This window comes from Pseudomonas rhodesiae (assembly GCF_007858255.1).
Lineage (GTDB): Bacteria > Pseudomonadota > Gammaproteobacteria > Pseudomonadales > Pseudomonadaceae > Aquipseudomonas > Aquipseudomonas rhodesiae.
In genome coordinates this window covers 91,600-108,832 of the sequence record NZ_VFEU01000008.1, presented here as the reverse complement: position 1 = coordinate 108,832, position 17,233 = coordinate 91,600, and the positions used below count along the sequence as shown (strand labels likewise).

General features: G+C 61.1%; 15 protein-coding genes. 14 read left to right on the top strand and 1 reads right to left on the bottom strand.

The features are described from left to right. The first annotated feature begins 85 nt into the window (after nt 1-85). From mreB to tldD, 8 genes are all read left to right on the top strand, one after another. The gene (gene mreB / locus FIV35_RS14460) at nt 86-1,123 is read left to right on the top strand and encodes a rod shape-determining protein MreB (RefSeq protein ID WP_002555108.1); all 1,038 of its coding nucleotides are present in this window, start codon (nt 86-88) and stop codon (nt 1,121-1,123) included. 140 nt (nt 1,124-1,263) lie between these two features. Then, nucleotides 1,264-2,370 carry a rod shape-determining protein MreC gene (gene mreC / locus FIV35_RS14455; RefSeq protein ID WP_080761391.1) on the top strand — a complete coding sequence of 369 codons (1,107 nt, stop codon included), beginning with the start codon at nt 1,264-1,266 and terminating at the stop codon, nt 2,368-2,370. Continuing rightward, complete coding sequence (gene mreD / locus FIV35_RS14450; protein WP_034136979.1) at nt 2,370-2,858, top strand: rod shape-determining protein MreD; 489 nt, start codon at nt 2,370-2,372, stop codon at nt 2,856-2,858. The genes mreC and mreD overlap by 1 nt, the downstream gene beginning before the upstream one ends. 51 nt (nt 2,859-2,909) lie before the next feature. Beyond that, a complete protein-coding gene (locus FIV35_RS14445; protein ID WP_034136980.1) occupies nt 2,910-3,506 on the top strand; it encodes a Maf family protein in 597 nt (198 codons plus the stop codon). A gap of 70 nt (nt 3,507-3,576) precedes the next feature. Next, a complete protein-coding gene (rng, locus tag FIV35_RS14440; protein ID WP_010213134.1) occupies nt 3,577-5,034 on the top strand; it encodes a ribonuclease G in 1,458 nt (485 codons plus the stop codon). 76 nt (nt 5,035-5,110) lie between these two features. After that, entirely contained in the window at nt 5,111-8,926 is a 3,816-nt protein-coding gene (locus FIV35_RS14435; protein WP_034136981.1) for a YhdP family protein, read from the top strand. A 62-nt stretch (nt 8,927-8,988) separates the two neighbouring features. Beyond that, nucleotides 8,989-9,837: a carbon-nitrogen hydrolase family protein gene (locus FIV35_RS14430; RefSeq protein WP_034136982.1), complete on the top strand. Its 849-nt coding sequence runs from the start codon at nt 8,989-8,991 to the stop codon at nt 9,835-9,837. Nucleotides 9,838-9,853: 16 nt separating this feature from the next. Then, on the top strand, nt 9,854-11,296 hold the full coding sequence (gene tldD / locus FIV35_RS14425) for a metalloprotease TldD (protein ID WP_034136983.1): 1,443 nt from the start codon (nt 9,854-9,856) through the stop codon (nt 11,294-11,296). Nucleotides 11,297-11,340: 44 nt separating this feature from the next. Here tldD and yjgA read toward each other — a convergent pair whose 3' ends face one another. Continuing rightward, complete coding sequence (yjgA, locus tag FIV35_RS14420; protein WP_034095902.1) at nt 11,341-11,862, bottom strand: ribosome biogenesis factor YjgA; 522 nt, start codon at nt 11,860-11,862, stop codon at nt 11,341-11,343. A 108-nt stretch (nt 11,863-11,970) separates the two neighbouring features. Here yjgA and pmbA point away from each other — a divergent pair, with 108 nt between their 5' ends. The 6 genes from pmbA (at nt 11,971) to FIV35_RS14390 (ending at nt 17,230) form a co-directional block, all read left to right on the top strand. Further along, nucleotides 11,971-13,317, top strand: a complete 1,347-nt coding sequence (gene pmbA / locus FIV35_RS14415; RefSeq protein WP_034136984.1) for a metalloprotease PmbA — start codon at nt 11,971-11,973, stop codon at nt 13,315-13,317. A gap of 152 nt (nt 13,318-13,469) precedes the next feature. Next, nucleotides 13,470-13,865 (top strand): hypothetical protein, encoded by a 396-nt coding sequence (locus FIV35_RS14410; protein WP_034095904.1) that lies wholly within the window; start codon nt 13,470-13,472, stop codon nt 13,863-13,865. Beyond that, nucleotides 13,858-15,234 carry a class II fumarate hydratase gene (locus tag FIV35_RS14405; protein WP_034136985.1) on the top strand — a complete coding sequence of 459 codons (1,377 nt, stop codon included), beginning with the start codon at nt 13,858-13,860 and terminating at the stop codon, nt 15,232-15,234. The genes FIV35_RS14410 and FIV35_RS14405 overlap by 8 nt, the downstream gene beginning before the upstream one ends. 27 nt (nt 15,235-15,261) lie before the next feature. Further along, nucleotides 15,262-15,690, top strand: coding sequence for a DUF2753 family protein (locus tag FIV35_RS14400; RefSeq protein WP_034136986.1), 429 nt, complete (start codon nt 15,262-15,264; stop codon nt 15,688-15,690). 1 nt (nt 15,691) lies between these two features. Next, a complete protein-coding gene (locus tag FIV35_RS14395; RefSeq protein WP_034136987.1) occupies nt 15,692-16,303 on the top strand; it encodes a superoxide dismutase in 612 nt (203 codons plus the stop codon). A 33-nt stretch (nt 16,304-16,336) separates the two neighbouring features. Next, nucleotides 16,337-17,230: a ZIP family metal transporter gene (locus FIV35_RS14390; RefSeq protein WP_034095908.1), complete on the top strand. Its 894-nt coding sequence runs from the start codon at nt 16,337-16,339 to the stop codon at nt 17,228-17,230. The last annotated feature ends 3 nt before the right edge of the window (nt 17,231-17,233 follow it).

The following is a 17,233-nucleotide window of genomic DNA, read 5'->3' as shown; positions in this document are numbered from 1 at the left end:
CACATTGGCGCCTTGCCCAAAATCCCTGTCGTTGTTAGAGTTTGCCGCACTTTTTTACCCACGCGTTGCCTAGGGTCCCTTTCCCATGTTCAAGAAACTGCGTGGCATGTTTTCCAGCGATCTTTCCATTGACCTGGGCACTGCCAACACCCTTATTTACGTGCGCGAGCGCGGTATCGTTCTGAATGAGCCATCGGTTGTGGCCATTCGGACCCATGGTAATCAGAAAAGTGTCGTTGCCGTCGGCACCGAGGCCAAGCGCATGCTCGGCCGGACACCCGGCAATATTGCCGCCATTCGTCCGATGAAGGACGGCGTGATCGCCGACTTCAGCGTCTGCGAAAAGATGCTGCAGTACTTCATCAACAAAGTTCACGAAAACAGTTTTTTGCAGCCCAGCCCTCGTGTGCTGATCTGTGTGCCTTGCAAGTCCACCCAGGTGGAGCGTCGTGCCATCCGTGAATCGGCCCTCGGCGCCGGTGCCCGCGAAGTGTTCCTGATCGAAGAGCCTATGGCTGCCGCCATCGGTGCCGGCCTGCCGGTTGAGGAAGCGCGCGGTTCGATGGTGGTGGATATCGGTGGTGGTACTACCGAAATCGCCCTGATTTCCCTGAACGGAGTGGTGTACGCCGAATCCGTCCGCGTGGGCGGCGACCGTTTCGACGAAGCGATCATCACCTATGTGCGTCGTAACTACGGCAGCCTGATCGGCGAATCCACCGCCGAGCGCATCAAGCAGGAAATCGGTACGGCCTACCCGGGCGGCGAAGTGCGTGAAGTCGACGTTCGCGGTCGCAACCTGGCCGAAGGTGTTCCTCGCGCCTTCACCCTGAACTCCAATGAAGTGCTGGAAGCTCTGCAAGAGTCCCTGGCTACCATCGTTCAGGCGGTGAAAAGCGCCCTAGAGCAATCGCCGCCGGAATTGGCGTCCGATATCGCCGAGCGCGGCCTGGTCCTGACGGGTGGTGGCGCTTTGCTGCGCGACCTCGACAAGTTGCTGGCCCAGGAAACCGGCCTGCCGGTGATCGTTGCCGAAGACCCGCTGACCTGCGTTGCCCGGGGCGGTGGTCGTGCACTGGAAATGATGGATAAACACACCATGGACCTGCTCTCCAGCGAATAAGACATTGCTGGTTTGCCCATGCGTCGCCCGCAGGCAGCACTTTGCAGTGCTGCCTGTTGGCGTTTATCTTCTTCAATCTGCATCCAGGCCGGTTTGATGCCGTATGAATAAAGAGAATATTTGCCTGGGAGGAGCGGCCTATTAAACCGCTTTTCGCCAAAGGCCCCTCATTGGGCGTGCGCTTATTGGTGCTGGTCGTGCTTTCGGTCGCGCTGATGGTGGTGGATGCGCGCTTCGCACTGCTTAAGCCGGTGCGCAGTCAGATGTCGCTGGTGTTGATGCAGACTTACTGGATCACCGACCTGCCGCAACGTCTCTACCAAGGCGTGGCCAGCCAATTCGGCAGCCGCACCGAGCTGGTCGCCGAGAACGAAAAACTCAAGACTGAAAACCTGCTGCTGCAGGGGCGCATGCAAAAGCTCGCGGCCCTGACCGAGCAGAACGTTCGGCTGCGCGAGTTGCTCAATTCTTCTGCGCTGGTCAACGAAAAGGTCGAAGTGGCCGAGTTGATCGGCATGGACCCCAACCCCTTTACCCATCGCATCATCATCAACAAGGGTGAGCGCGACGGCGTGGTCCTGGGCCAGCCGGTGCTGGATGCGCGTGGCCTGATGGGCCAGGTGGTGGAGCTGATGCCCTACACCTCGCGGGTACTGTTGCTGACGGACACCACCCACAGCATCCCTGTGCAGGTCAACCGCAACGGGCTGCGCGCCATTGCCAGCGGCACCGGCAACCCCGAGCGCCTGGAGCTGCGTCACGTGGCCGATACCGCCGACATCAAGGAAGGCGACCTGTTGGTCAGTTCCGGCCTGGGTCAGCGCTTTCCGGCGGGTTACCCGGTGGCGACGGTCAAGGAAGTGATCCACGATTCCGGCCAGCCCTTCGCCATTGTGCGCGCCGTGCCCACCGCTGCCTTGAACCGCAGCCGCTACCTGTTGCTGGTATTCAGCGATAACCGCACCCCTGAAGAGCGCGCCAATGATGCCGCGCAGGCCCAGGAGGCGGAAGATCAAAAGAACGGCACCACGCCGATTGTCCCCGCAACGGTGCCCAAGCCCGCTTCGGCAACCCCCGCGGCTCCAGCAGCAGCCCCGGCAGCGACTGCCCCCGTGGCCACGCCGGCCAAGCCTGCGGCCCATGGCACGCATCCGGTCAAGCCCGCATCCACTAAAGTGCCCGCAACCGCCGCGCCGGCCGCCAAGCCCCCTGCGGCTCCAGCTACCACGCGGCAGAGGGAGGAATAATGGCCAGTCATCATTCGCGAAATGTGTGGATAGTGTGGTTGACCTTTGCCATTGGTTTGCTGCTCAGCGTGTCGCCGCTGCCTCAGTTCATGGAGATCCTGCGCCCGCTCTGGCTGGCGCTGTTGCTGGCGTTCTGGTCCCTGAACCTGCCGCATAAAGTGGGCATGGTCACCGCCATGTTTCTGGGCTTGGCGGAAGACGTGCTCTATGGCACCTTGCTGGGCCAGAACGCGTTGATCCTGACCCTGATTACGTTCCTGGTGTTGTCGTTGCAGCAGCGTCTGCGCATGTTTCCGATGTGGCAGCAATGCTTGGTGATTCTGGTGATTTTTGGCCTGGCGCAGTTGGTGCAGCTGTGGCTCAGTGCCCTGACCGGCAACCGTCAACCAACCCTGGCGCTGGTGTTGCCCGCGCTGGTCAGTGCCTTGCTGTGGCCGTGGATCAGTTTCGGTCTGCGCGGGTTACGTCGTCGCTACAAGATCAATTGAACGGATTGCGAGGCTCTGCCTGGTTATCGAACCCTACAGGGAGAGTCTGCAATGAATACCCTTTATCTGGCCTCCGGCTCTCCCCGGCGGCGTGAACTGCTGACTCAGATCGGTGTGCCTTTCACCGTCGTCAGTGCCGCTATCGATGAAACTCCCCATGCCAATGAATCCGCTGTTGCCTACGTCGAGCGTCTCGCGCGCGGCAAGGCCATGGCAGGTTTCGCCGCGCTTGGGCAAGCCTCGGCGGCCTGTGTATTGGGCGCCGATACCGCTGTGATCGTGGACGGCCTGATCCTCGGCAAGCCGGTGGATCAGGCCGACGCTTTGGCCATGTTGATGGCCTTGGCAGGGCGTGAGCATGAGGTTCTGACCGCGATTGCCCTGACTGACGGCCAGCGTTGTGAAACGCTATGTGTCAGCAGCCTGGTACGTTTTCGCGCAATTAGCGTGGAGGAGGCGACCGCCTATTGGCGCAGTGGCGAGCCCCAGGACAAGGCGGGCGGCTATGCTATTCAAGGGCTTGGATCGATTTTCGTCTCCGGGCTCAACGGCAGCTATTCCGCCGTGGTTGGCCTGCCGGTGTGCGAAACCGCACAACTGCTCGCCCAATTCGGCATACCCTGTTGGCAAAACCTTACTGTGCGCTGAACGCCTGACTCCAGCGCCCAGCCTTAAGCGATCGGTCACTATTGTGAAAACGCCTGAACGAGACCCAGCCATGAGTGAAGAGATTCTGATCAATATCACGCCGATGGAATCGCGCGTGGCGGTGGTAGAGAACGGTGTTCTGCAAGAAGTGCACGTCGAGCGTACTCAGAAACGCGGGATCGTAGGCAATATCTACAAGGGCAAAGTCGTGCGGGTATTGCCGGGGATGCAAGCGGCGTTCGTCGATATCGGCCTGGACCGTGCCGCGTTCATCCATGCCTCGGAGATCTCGCTGCGCGAGGGCCCGGCGGTCGAAAGCATCAGTGCCCTGGTGCACGAAGGGCAGAGCCTGGTGGTGCAAGTCACCAAGGACCCCATCGGCTCCAAAGGCGCACGCCTGACCACGCAACTGTCGATTCCGTCGCGCTACCTGGTGTATATGCCGCGTACCGCGCATGTCGGCATATCCCTGAAGATCGAAGACGAAGCCGAGCGTGAGCGCCTTAAAAAAGTGGTCAGCGACTGCGTGGCCGCCGAGGGCATCAAAGAAGCAGGTGGTTTTATCCTGCGCACTGCCGCCGAAGGGGCCGGCGCTGACGAGATCCTCATGGACATCCGTTACCTGCGGCGGTTGTGGGACCAGATCGGCGCACAGATCAAGACTATCGGCGCGCCCAGCGTGATCTATGAAGACTTGGGCCTGGCCCTGCGTACCCTGCGCGATTTGGTCAGCCCAAAAATTGAGAAAATTCGCATCGACTCGCGGGAAACCTTCCAGCGCACCACGCAATTCGTTGCAGAGCTGATGCCGGAAATCGCTGACCGCCTGGAGCACTACCCCGGTGAACGGCCGATTTTCGACCTGTATGGGGTCGAGGACGAAATCCAGAAAGCCTTGGAGCGCAAGGTGCCGCTCAAGTCCGGTGGCTATCTGGTGGTGGACCCGGCAGAGGCCATGACTACCATCGACGTCAACACCGGTGCGTTCGTCGGCCATCGCAACCTTGAAGAAACCATTTTCAAGACCAACCTCGAAGCGGCCACGGCTATCGCCCGCCAACTGCGCCTGCGCAACCTGGGCGGCATCATCATCATCGACTTCATCGACATGGAAGATGAAGAGCATCAGCGCCAGGTGTTGCGCACCCTCGAAAAACAGCTGGAACGCGATCACGCCAAGACCAATATCATCGGCATCACCGAGCTGGGCTTGGTGCAGATGACCCGCAAGCGCACCCGTGAGAGCCTGGAACAAGTGCTGTGCGAACCGTGCAGCAGTTGCCAGGGACGTGGAAAGCTGAAAACCCCTGAAACGGTTTGCTATGAGATTTTCCGGGAAATCTTACGAGAGGCGCGGGCTTACCAGGCCGAAGGTTATAGAGTGCTTGCCAATCAAAAAGTGGTCGACCGTTTGCTGGATGAAGAGTCCGGTAACGTCGCCGAACTTGAGGGGTTTATCGGTCGCACGATTCGCTTTCAGGTCGAAACCATGTATTCCCAGGAACAATACGACGTGGTGCTGCTCTGATCCCGCAATCGCTTCTTTTTAATGAGACCGGCGGCACTGGCCTGCCGCCCGACTACTGCCTTGAGGGTCGCCTGACATGGAGCGTCTGACACGCTTTTTTGCCGCCTTGACCCGTTGGGGCCTGGGCCTGTGCGCCTTGCTGCTGGTGTTGGCGGCGGTGTACGTAAGCCTTGGACGTGAATTGACCCCGCTGGTGGCCGAATATCGCGCCGAGGTCCAGGCCAAGGCCGAGGCCGCGCTGGGCATGTCCATGCACATCGGCAGCCTTGAAGGCCGCTGGAGCGGCTTCGCGCCCGTGCTGCTCGCCCATGACGTGATGGTGGGCGAGGGCAGCAGTGCCTTGCGCCTGGATCAGGTTGAAGTGGTGCCGGATATCTGGGCCAGCCTGACCGCCCGTGAAGTGCGAATCGCCCACCTGCAGCTCAGCGGGCTGCAACTGAGTGCCAAGGAAGACAAGGACGGCCATTGGGCCTTGCAGGGCTTGCCGCTACAAGACGATCAGCCCCTCGACCCGCAGCAACTGTTGACCCGCATGCAGATGGTCAAGCGTGTGTCGCTGCTCGACAGTCAGGTAACCTTGCAGCCGTTCGATCAGGCGCCGCTGACCCTGACTTACGTCGGTTTGAGCATACACACCGGCATGACCCGCCAGCGCCTCGACGCGCGCCTGACCCTGCCCGACGGCCAACCGCTGGCCATGAGCCTGCGCAGCCGCATCCGCGCCAGCCAGTGGAGGGATGCCGAGATCCAGGCGTACCTGAGCCTGCCTCAGAGCGACTGGGCCAAGTGGATTCCGGCTCGACTGACGCAGCAGTGGAAACTCACGCAATTGAAGGCCGGTGGCGAGTTCTGGCTGAACTGGGGCAACGGCACCGTGCAAAGCGCCGTCGCGCGCCTCAATTCGCCTCAGGTTAAAGGCAGCTACGCCGAACGCAAGCCGGTACATATCGAAAACCTTGCCCTTACCGCGTATCTGCAACGCAGCGAGACAGGCCTCAAAGTACTGTTCGATTCGCTGGCGATGAGCCTGGGGGAAACCCGCTGGGAATCGCGCCTGCAATTGCAGCAGACCTTGGCCACCGATAAGGACCAGGAAGTCTGGAAACTGCAGGCCGATCGGCTGGACCTGACCCCCATTACCCCGTTGCTCAACGCGCTGGCGCCGCTGCCGGAGGGTTTCGCCAAAACCGTCGAGCATCTCAAGGCGACGGGCTTGCTGCGTAATGTGCTGGTGGACTTCCGCCCCCAGGACAGCACCGATGAAAAAGTCAGTTTCGCCGCCAACCTCGAACGCGTGGGTTTCGATGCCTATTTCGGCGCGCCGGCCGCGCGCAATGTATCCGGCAGCATCAGCGGGAACCTGGGCCATGGCGAGCTACGCATGGACAGCAAGGATTTTTCCCTGCACCTGGACCCGATCTTCGCCAAGCCCTGGCAGTACATTCAGGCCAATGCGCGCCTCACATGGACCCTGGACAAGCAAGGTTTCACCCTGATTGCGCCTTACATCAAGGTGCTGGGGGAGGAAGGCAAGATCGCCGCCGACTTCCTGATCCGCCTGCATTTCGACCACAGCCAGGAAGACTACATGGACCTGCGCGTCGGCCTGGTGGACGGTGATGGACGCTTTACCCCCAAATACCTGCCGGCGGTGTTGAGCCCGGCCCTGGATGAATGGCTTCGCACGGCGATTCTCAAGGGGGCGGTGGACGAAGGCTTCTTCCAGTACCAGGGCTCGCTGAACCACGATGCGGTGCGGGCGGCGCGCAATATCAGCCTGTTTTTCAAAGTGCATGATGCGGAGCTGGCCTTCCAGCCGGGCTGGCCTCATGTGAGCAAGGTCGATGGCGAGGTGTTCGTCGAGGAGAGCGGCGTGCGCATTCTGGCCAGCAAGGGCCAGTTGCTCGACACTCAAGTCAAGGACATCTACGTCAGCATTCCTCACGCTCCGGCGGGCAAAGACAGCCACCTGCTGCTCACCGGCAATTTCGCCGGCGGCCTGGGCGACGGTTTGAAAATACTGCAAGAGGCGCCGATCGGCACGGCGTCGACATTCGCCGGCTGGAAGGGCGAGGGCGATCTGCAAGGTAAGCTCGACCTGGACATCCCCCTGGCCAAAGGCACCGAGCCCAAGATCGTGGTGGATTTCCAGACCGACAAGGCACGCCTGCAGTTGGCCGAGCCATCCCTGGACCTGACGCAGCTCAAGGGCGATTTCCGTTTCGACAGCGCCAAGGGGCTCAGTGGTCAGAACATCTCCGCCCAGGCGTTTGAGCGGCCGGTCACCGCGCAGATCTTCGCCGATGGCAAACCGGGCAATATCAGCACCCGCGTGGTTGCCAAGGGCCAGGTCACGGTCAAGCGGCTGACCGACTGGTTGAAAATCACTCAGCCGTTGCCCGTGTCCGGCGATATCCCCTACCAGTTGCAACTCAATCTGGATGGAGCCGACAGCCAACTGATGGTCAGTTCCAACCTCAAAGGGGTGGCGGTGGACTTGCCGGCACCGTTCGGCATGCCGGCCAGTCAGGGGCGTGACAGCACATTCCGCATGACCTTACAGGGCGCCGAGCGGCGTTACTGGTTCGACTACGGCGAGCTGGCGAACTTCACCTTCGCCGCGCCGCCGGACAAGTTCAGTGAGGGCCGCGGTGAGCTGTTCCTTGGTGACGGTGACGCGGTGCTGCCGGGTGGCAAGGGTTTACGAATTCGTGGCGTGCTCTCGGAGCTGGATATCGACCCTTGGAAAAAACTGGTCAATCAGTACGCCGGCAACGATCCAGGCGGCAGCGCCAAGCAACTACTGAGCAGTGTCGATTTCAAAATCGGCAAGCTCACCGGCCTGGGCACCCAGTTCGATCAGGTCAGTTTGCAATTGGACCGCAAACCCGCAGCCTGGGCCATGCAGCTCGACAGCCAGCAGGCCAAGGGCCGCGTGAGCCTGCCGGACGCCAAGGGCGCGCCGATTGTGGTCGACCTGCAGTACGTAAAACTGCCGGCCGTGGATCCGACCGTCCAGGCGGATGAAAATGCGCCGGACCCGTTGGCGAGCATCGATCCCAAGGATATTCCGGCGCTGGATATCAGCATCGATCAGTTGTTCCAGGGGCCTGACCTGATAGGGGCCTGGTCGCTGAAGATCCGGCCTACCGCCAAAGGCTTGGCCTTCAACAATCTGGATCTGGGCCTCAAGGGCATGCAGCTCAAGGGGGCCGGTGGTTGGGAAGGGGCGTCGGGCGATAGCAGCAGTTGGTATAAAGGCCGCTTGGACGGCAAAAACATCGCCGATGTGCTCAAGGGCTGGGGCTTTGCACCAACCGTGACCAGCGAGGACTTCCATCTGGATGTGGACGGTCGCTGGCCGGGTTCGCCGGCCTGGGTGGGGCCGAAGCGTTTCTCCGGCAGTCTGGACGCGACCTTCCGCAAAGGCCAGTTCGTCGAAGTGGAGGGCGGAGCCCAGGCCCTGCGAGTGTTTGGCCTGCTCAACTTCAACTCCATCGGCCGTCGACTGCGTCTGGACTTCTCCGACCTGCTCGGCAAGGGGTTGAGCTATGACCGCGTCAAAGGCCTGCTGGCGGCCAGCAATGGGGTATTCGTCACCCGTGAGCCGATCACCCTGACTGGGCCGTCGAGCAACCTGGAACTCAACGGCACGCTGGACCTGGTGGCCGATCGCGTCGACGCGAAGCTGCTGGTGACGTTACCGGTCACCAATAACCTTCCGATTGCCGCATTGATTGTCGGTGCGCCAGCGGTGGGCGGTGCCCTGTTCCTGATCGACAAGCTGATCGGCGACCGCGTGTCACGTTTCGCCAGCGTGCAATACAAGGTGGAAGGGCCCTGGAAGGACCCCAAAATCACCTTTGACAAGCCATTCGAAAAACCAAACTGAGTCCCTGCGCGGTAGCATGGGGCTCTATCTTCCTGGTGCATGTCCATTGCGGAGTAGGCCCCATGTCCTTTGCGGTAATTCAAATGGTCAGCCAGAGCGACGTGCTGGCCAACCTGGCGCAGGCTCGGCGCCTGCTTGAGCAAGCGGCGGCGGGCGGGGCGAAACTGGCGGTTTTGCCGGAAAACTTCGCTGCCATGGGCCGTCGCGATGTGGCGGACATCGGTCGCGCCGAGGCACTGGGCGAAGGCCCGATCCTGCCATGGTTGAAACAAGCCGCCCGCGACCTCACCTTATGGATAGTGGCCGGTACGTTGCCGTTGCCGCCGGAGGGCCAACCGCAGGCCAAGTCCAACGCCTGCTCGCTGTTGATCGATGACCATGGCGAAATCGTTGCCCGTTACGACAAGCTGCATCTGTTCGATGTGGACGTTGCCGATGCGCGAGGTCGCTATCGCGAGTCCGACGACTATGCTTTTGGGAGCAACGTGGTGGTGGCGGACACGCCGGTGGGGCGCTTGGGCTTGTCGGTGTGTTATGACCTGCGCTTCCCGGAGCTGTACAGCGAATTGCGTGCAGCGGGGGCCGAACTGATTACCGCGCCGTCGGCGTTTACCGCAGTGACCGGCGCTGCGCATTGGGATGTGCTGATTAGGGCACGGGCCATCGAGACCCAATGCTACCTGCTCGCGGCGGCTCAGGGCGGTATGCATCCGGGGCCACGGGAAACCTACGGCCACGCGGCGATTGTCGACCCGTGGGGACGGGTGCTGGCACAACAGGATCAAGGCGAAGCGGTGCTGTTAGCCGCTCGCGACAGCAGTGAACAAGCGTCGATTCGGGCGCGCATGCCGGTGGTCAACCACCGGCGCTTTTTCTCGCAGGGCGCACAGCGGCCTGCTTCGGAACGATGAATTTAAGGCCAAATCTATGAGCGAGTTGTTGTCCTCAGTCAGTGAACACCTCCTGGCACCCGGTGGCGTGACCATCGAAAACTTGCAGACGGTGCTGGGTGATCTGGCCGGGCCGGGCATCGACGCGGCCGACCTGTATTTCCAGGGGCAGATTTCCGAGTCCTGGTCCCTGGAAGACGGCATCGTCAAGGAAGGCAGTTTCAACCTTGACCAAGGCGTGGGCGTGCGTGCGCAGTCCGGTGAAAAAACCGGCTTTGCCTACAGCAACGCCATTACTCTGGAAGCCCTGGGTCTGGCGGCTCGCGCGGCGCGCTCGATTTCCCGCGCCGGCCAGCATGGCACGGTGCAGGCGTTCAGCACTCAGGACGTAGCCCAGCTATACGCACCGGATAACCCTTTGGAAGTGATCAGCCGTGCCGAGAAGGTCGAGCTGCTCAAGCGTGTCGACGCCGCCACTCGCGCCCTCGACCCGCGTATCCAGCAGGTCAGCGTCAGCATGGCCGGTGTGTGGGAGCGCATCTTGGTGGCGTCTACCGATGGCAGCCTGGCGGCGGATGTGCGGCCGCTGGTGCGCTTCAACGTCAGCGTGATCGTCGAGCAGAACGGCCGTCGCGAGCGCGGCGGCCATGGCGGTGGCGGGCGAACCGATTACCGTTATTTCCTCAGTGAGGATCGTGCCATGGGCTATGCCCGTGAAGCACTGCGTCAGGCATTGGTGAATCTGGAAGCCATTCCGGCGCCAGCGGGCACGTTGCCCGTAGTGCTGGGGTCGGGTTGGTCCGGGGTGTTGCTTCACGAAGCGGTGGGCCACGGCCTGGAAGGCGACTTCAACCGCAAGGGCAGCTCGGCCTACAGCGGGCGCATGGGCGAGCGCGTGGCGTCCACACTGTGCACCATCGTCGACGACGGTACCCTCGCCGGTCGCCGTGGTTCGCTGAGCGTGGACGACGAAGGCACCCCCACGGAGTGCACCACCCTGATCGAAAACGGCGTGCTCAAGGGCTATATGCAGGACAAGCTCAACGCGCGTCTGATGGGTGTGGCGCGCACCGGTAACGGTCGGCGCGAATCCTATGCGCACCTGCCGATGCCGCGCATGACCAACACCTACATGCTCGCAGGCGAAAGCGACCCGGCGGAGATCATCGCCTCGGTCAAACGCGGCATCTACTGCGCCAACCTTGGCGGCGGCCAGGTGGATATCACCAGCGGTAAGTTCGTGTTTTCCACCAGCGAGGCGTATTTGATCGAGGACGGCAAAATCACCGCACCGGTCAAAGGCGCCACGTTGATCGGCAACGGGCCGGAAGCCATGAGCAAGGTGTCCATGGTGGGTAACGATCTGTCCCTGGACAGCGGCGTGGGTACGTGCGGTAAAGATGGGCAGTCGGTGCCGGTGGGTGTCGGCCAGCCAACGCTGAAGATTGATGCGATCACCGTGGGGGGCACGGGCTCGTAAGCACGGGAGCTTCGGGTGGCGAGGCCGCCACCCGAGGAAGAGGATCAGCGCAGGCCGCGTTGAGTCTCGTCCAGCTCACGGATGTACTTGAAGATTTTACGGCTGGTGGCCGGCGCCTTGTTATGCGCCAGCTCGTGCTGGGCCTGACGGATCAGGGAGCGCAGTTGTTGGCGGTCCGCGTCCGGGTAGTCCAGCACGAACTTCTCCAGCACCGCGTCATCGCCCGTGATCAGGCGGTCACGCCAACGCTCCAGGTTATGGAAGCGTTCGTTGTACTGGCGAGTGGAGGCATCGGTTTGATCGAGCAAGGTGAGAATGGCGTCAATGTCCTGATCGCGCATCAGCTTGCCGATAAACGAGATATGCCGTTTGCGCGCGATATTCGAGGTGTGCTTGGGCGCATCCGCAAGCGCCCGGCGCATTTCGTCGGTCAGTGGCAATTTGGCAATCAAGTCTTTTTTGAGCGTTGTAAGGCGCTCGCCGAGGTCAACCAGAGCATGCAGCTCACGTTTGACCTGGGATTTGCTTTTCTCCCCATCGAGGGAGTCGTCGTAAGAATCAACCATGGTGGCAGTCCGCAAAGAAACGCCGCCATGATAACCAGTCGGGGGCCGCTTGTCCGGCCCGGTCGCTCGATGGCCTTAACCGAAAGCAGAATTTGAGTGGAGAAAACCATGAGTGCAGCCCAAAGCGTCGGTCCGCAAGCGTTACCGGCACTGCAGGAACAAGTCGAGCAGATTCTTGCCGAGGCCAAGCGCCAGGGGGCCAGTGCCTGTGAAGTCGCGGTGTCGCTGGAGCAGGGGCTGTCGACGTCGGTGCGTCAGCGGGAAGTGGAAACTGTTGAGTTCAATCGCGACCAGGGGTTTGGCATCACCTTGTATGTGGGGCAGCGCAAAGGTTCGGCGAGTACCTCGGCCAGTGGCGCGGAGGCTATCCGCGAGACGGTCGCCGCTGCATTGGCGATCGCCAAGCACACTTCCGAGGATGAAAGTTCGGGTCTGGCCGATAAAGCCCTGATGGCCAAGGATGTGAAGGACTTTGATCTGTTCCATGCCTGGGACATCACCCCGGAACGGGCCATCGAGCAGGCGCTGGTCTGTGAGGCCGCAGCGTTTGACGCCGATTCTCGGATCAAGAACGCCGATGGCACCACGCTCAATACCCACCAAGGCTGCCGTGTATACGGCAACAGCCACGGTTTTATCGGCGGTTACGCGTCCACTCGCCATAGTTTGAGCTGCGTGATGATCGCCGAGGCCAATGGCCAGATGCAGCGGGATTACTGGTATGACGTGAACCGTCAGGGCGAACTCCTGGCTGACCCTGTCAGCATCGGCCAGAAGGCCGCGCAGCGTGCCGCGAGCCGCCTGGGCGCGCGTCCGGTGCCGACCTGCGAAGTGCCGGTCCTGTTTTCTGCGGAACTGGCCGGCGGTTTGTTCGGCAGTTTCCTCGGGGCGATTTCCGGCGGCAATCTGTATCGCAAATCCTCGTTCCTGGAAGGGGCAATCGGCCAAACGCTGTTTCCAGAATGGCTGACCATCGATGAACGCCCGCACTTGATGCGTGCCATGGGCAGCACCTCGTTCGACGGTGATGGCCTGGCGACCTATGCCAAGCCGTTCGTCGAGAAAGGCGAGTTGGTGTCCTATGTGCTGGGTACTTATTCCGGTCGCAAGCTCGGTTTGCCCAGCACCGCGAATGCGGGGGGCGTGCATAACCTGTTCGTGACCCACGGCGATGAAGATCAGGCAGCGCTGTTGCGGCGTATGGGCCGTGGCCTGCTGGTCACCGAGTTGATGGGCCATGGCCTGAACATGGTCACCGGTGACTATTCGCGCGGCGCGGCGGGGTTCTGGGTGGAGAACGGCGAGATTCAGTTTGCCGTCCAGGAAGTCACCATTGCTGGCAATATGCGTGACATGTTCAAGCAAATCATTGCGGTGGGAAATGACGTAGAGCGGCGCAGCAACATCCACACCGGTTCGGTATTGATTGAGCGGATGACGGTCGCCGGCAGCTGATCCTTCCGACTGACCGCCCACAAAAAAGGCGCGCCATCTTAGAGATGGCGCGCCTTTTTTGTGGGCGGCTGAAAACTCGACTTAACGCTCGCGCTTGTTTTGATTCTCAATATCATTTAATAATAAATATCATTATCGAGCGAGCGTGGATCATGAATTCTGTCCTGCACGAGGATCCTTACCTGGAAAGTTGGCGCTGGATGAGCCGTCAGATCCGCTGCGGTCTGGACCCCAACGAGCCGCGGCTGATCGAACATTACCTCAGCGAGGGTCGATACCTGGCGTGCTGCACGGCAACGCACCCGTGGACCATCGCTGAAACCTCGTTTCGCCTGTTGATCGACACCGCCAGTGATATCGCCTTGCCCTGGCACTGGCGATCACTGTGTCTGGATCAAGCCTGGCGCCCGTTGCGCGACCTGGAAAAACTCTCTCATTGCGCCTGTCGCCTCAAGCGCTGGCAGGCCTTTGCCTGGCAGTTGGCAACGTGCCAGTTGCTGCCTTCCCTTTCTGTTTCTGACCTGGTGCAAGGATCTTCCGATGAGTAACACCCGTATCGAACGCGACAGCATGGGCGAACTGCATGTCCCCGCCGACGCCCTGTATGGCGCCCAGACCCAACGCGCGGTGAACAATTTCCCGATCAGCCATCAGCCAATGCCCGCGCAGTTCATTCGCGCGCTGATCCTGGCCAAAGCGGCGGCTGCCAAGGTGAACGTGGAGCTCAAGCAAATCAGCGAAGGGCAGGGCAAGGCCATCGTCGATGCCGCCCAGGGCTTGCTGGAAGGCGATTACATGCGCCATTTCCCGGTGGATATCTTCCAGACCGGCTCCGGCACCAGCTCCAATATGAATGCCAATGAAGTGATTGCAACCTTGGCCAGCCGTTTGCTGGGTGAGGCGGTCAACCCCAATGACCATGTGAACTGTGGCCAGAGCAGCAACGACATCATTCCCACCACCATCCACGTGAGTGCCGCGCTGGTCCTGCATGAGCAAACGCTGCCGGCCCTGCTGCATCTGGTGCAGGTGATCGAACACAAGGCTGAAGAGGTTCACCCCTTTATCAAGACCGGCCGTACGCACCTGATGGACGCTATGCCCGTGCGCATGAGCCAGGTACTCAACGGTTGGGCGCAGCAACTCAAGGCCAATATCGGCCACTTGCAGGATTTGCTGCCCAGCCTGCAAGCCTTGGCCCAAGGCGGGACTGCGGTGGGCACTGGCATCAACGCGCATCCGCAATTCGCGGCGCGCTTCAGCCAGCAACTCAGCAGCCTGACCGGCGTTAAGTTCACGCCGGGCAAGGACCTGTTTGCATTGATTGGCTCCCAGGACACCGCCGTCGCCGTTTCAGGCCAGTTGAAAGCCACTGCGGTGTCGCTGATGAAAATCGCCAATGACCTGCGCTGGATGAACTCCGGTCCGCTGGCAGGTCTGGGTGAGATCGAGTTGGAGGGGCTGCAACCGGGCTCGTCGATCATGCCGGGCAAGGTCAATCCGGTGATTCCGGAAGCAACCGCCATGGTCGCAGCGCAGGTGATCGGCAATGACACGGTAATCACCGTCGCCGGTCAGTCCGGCAATTTCGAGTTGAACGTTATGTTGCCGGTCATTGCCCAGAACCTGCTCAATAGCCTGCAACTGCTGGCCAACTCCAGCCGCCTGCTGGCCGATAAAGCCATCGCCAGCTTCAAGGTCAACGAAGCCAAGCTCAACGAGGCGTTATCGCGCAATCCCATTCTGGTGACAGCGCTCAACCCGATCATCGGTTACCAGAAAGCCGCTGAAATCGCCAAGAAGGCCTATCAGCAGGGGCGTCCGGTGCTCGATGTGGCGCTTGAACACACCGATTTGCCGCGCAGCCAATTGGAAACGCTGTTGGACCCGGAAAAACTCACCGCCGGCGGCGTGTAATCACCCGCCCTGCTTTGGAGGCTCACCATGGAGCACTGGAAACGCACGATCGAACGGGCTAATCGATGCTTCATGCAGGGCGAATGGGTGGACGCGCGCGAGGCGTATCTGCAGGCCCTTGCCCTGGCCCAGGTGCTGTTTGAACGCTGGGCGGACGCCGATGAGGCCGTGGCGGCCTGCGTGATTTCCCATCACAACCTCGCGGACCTGCACCTGCGCCTCAACCAGCCGGAAGAAAGCGCGGAGTATTTGTGCGCCATTCACCAACGCTTGCTGCAGACCATGCAGGACCCACGCCTCACCCCGCAACTGCGTGAGGCCGCAGCGCGCCAGAGCAGCAAAACCTACGTTGAACTGTTGAATTTCATCAGCGAGCACGGCGAGTACCCGCGTACCCATCGCTTGCTCGGAGGTGCCGCAGCCCAACCGACCACGCCTCACTACGGAGCACACTGATATGGCTTACACCTTGCCTGCCTTGCCTTATGCCTATGATGCCCTGGAGCCGCACATTGATGCGCAAACCATGGAAATTCACTACACCAAGCACCATCAGACTTATATCAATAACCTCAACGCAGCGGTGCAAAGTACTGAGTTCGCTGAATGGCCGGTAGAAAAACTGGTCGCCAGCGTACAACAACTGCCGGAAAAACTGCGTGCGGCTGTGATCAACCAAGGAGGCGGGCACGCCAACCATTCTTTGTTCTGGGAAGTGATGTCGCCCCAGGGCGGCGGCAAACCGGAGGGTGTGCTGGGTCAGGCAATTGACCAGCAGTTGGGCGGTTTCGAGCGTTTCAAAGAGGCGTTTACCAAAGCGGCGCTGACCCGCTTCGGCAGTGGCTGGGCCTGGTTGAGCGTCACCCCGCAGAAGACACTGGTGGTGGAAAGCAGCGGCAATCAGGACAGCCCGCTGATGAATGGCAACACGCCGATCCTTGGCCTGGACGTCTGGGAGCACGCGTATTACCTGCGCTATCAGAACCGCCGCCCGGAATACATCAATGCCTTCTACAGTGTTATCAACTGGCCAGAAGTCGCCGCCCGCTATCAGGCTGCCATGGCTTGATGCGTCTCTCCATGACAAGCACTAAGGCCGACTATGGGCACTGAAACTCTGGCGATCGGCAGCGTGCGATTGTTTCGTTATGCATTTGGCTCGCTGCTGCTGTTGGCAGGTACTGCATTGCTGGTGGCCCATGGTCTGGCCTGGCTCGACTTGGAACCGCGCATCCTGCGGGCGCTGCAGGGTGGTTCGATTTGCGCCCTGGGCACTGCACTGGGCGCGGTGCCGGTATTGGTGATAAAGCGCATGCCGGCTGCCTTGAACGATACGTTGCTAGGCTTCGGGGCGGGTGTGATGCTGGCTGCCACCGCGTTTTCGCTGGTGGTGCCGGGCATCGCGGCAGCTGAAAGCCTCGGGCTTTCGCCCTGGGGGGCCAGTGGCCTGGTCAGCTTCGGGATCATGCTGGGGGCATTCGGGCTTTATTTGGTTGACCGCAAGGTCTCAGGCGCCAGCCCGGAAATGCTGGTGGGTACGCCGGAGCACCCGGTGATTGCGCCACGCATCTGGCTGTTTGTGTTTGCGATCATTGCCCACAACATTCCGGAAGGCATGGCGGTGGGCGTATCGGCGGGGGGCGGTATGCCGGATGCCGATAGCCTGGCCATGGGCATTGCTTTGCAGGATGTACCCGAAGGCTTGGTGATTGCGTTGGTGCTGGCGGGTGCGGGCATGTCGCGGGTCAAGGCCTTCATGATCGGCGCCGCGTCGGGGTTGGTCGAACCGGTATTTGCCGTGCTCTGCGCCTGGCTGGTAAGCCTGGCGGAAATGCTGCTGCCCCTTGGGCTGGCGCTGGCCGCTGGGGCGATGCTGCTGGTGGTCACTCACGAAGTGATCCCGGAGTCGCGGCGCAATGGCCACGAAAAGCTAGCCAGCTTGGGCCTATGTATCGGGTTTTGCGTGATGATGGCGATGGATACCGCGTTGGGATAAAGC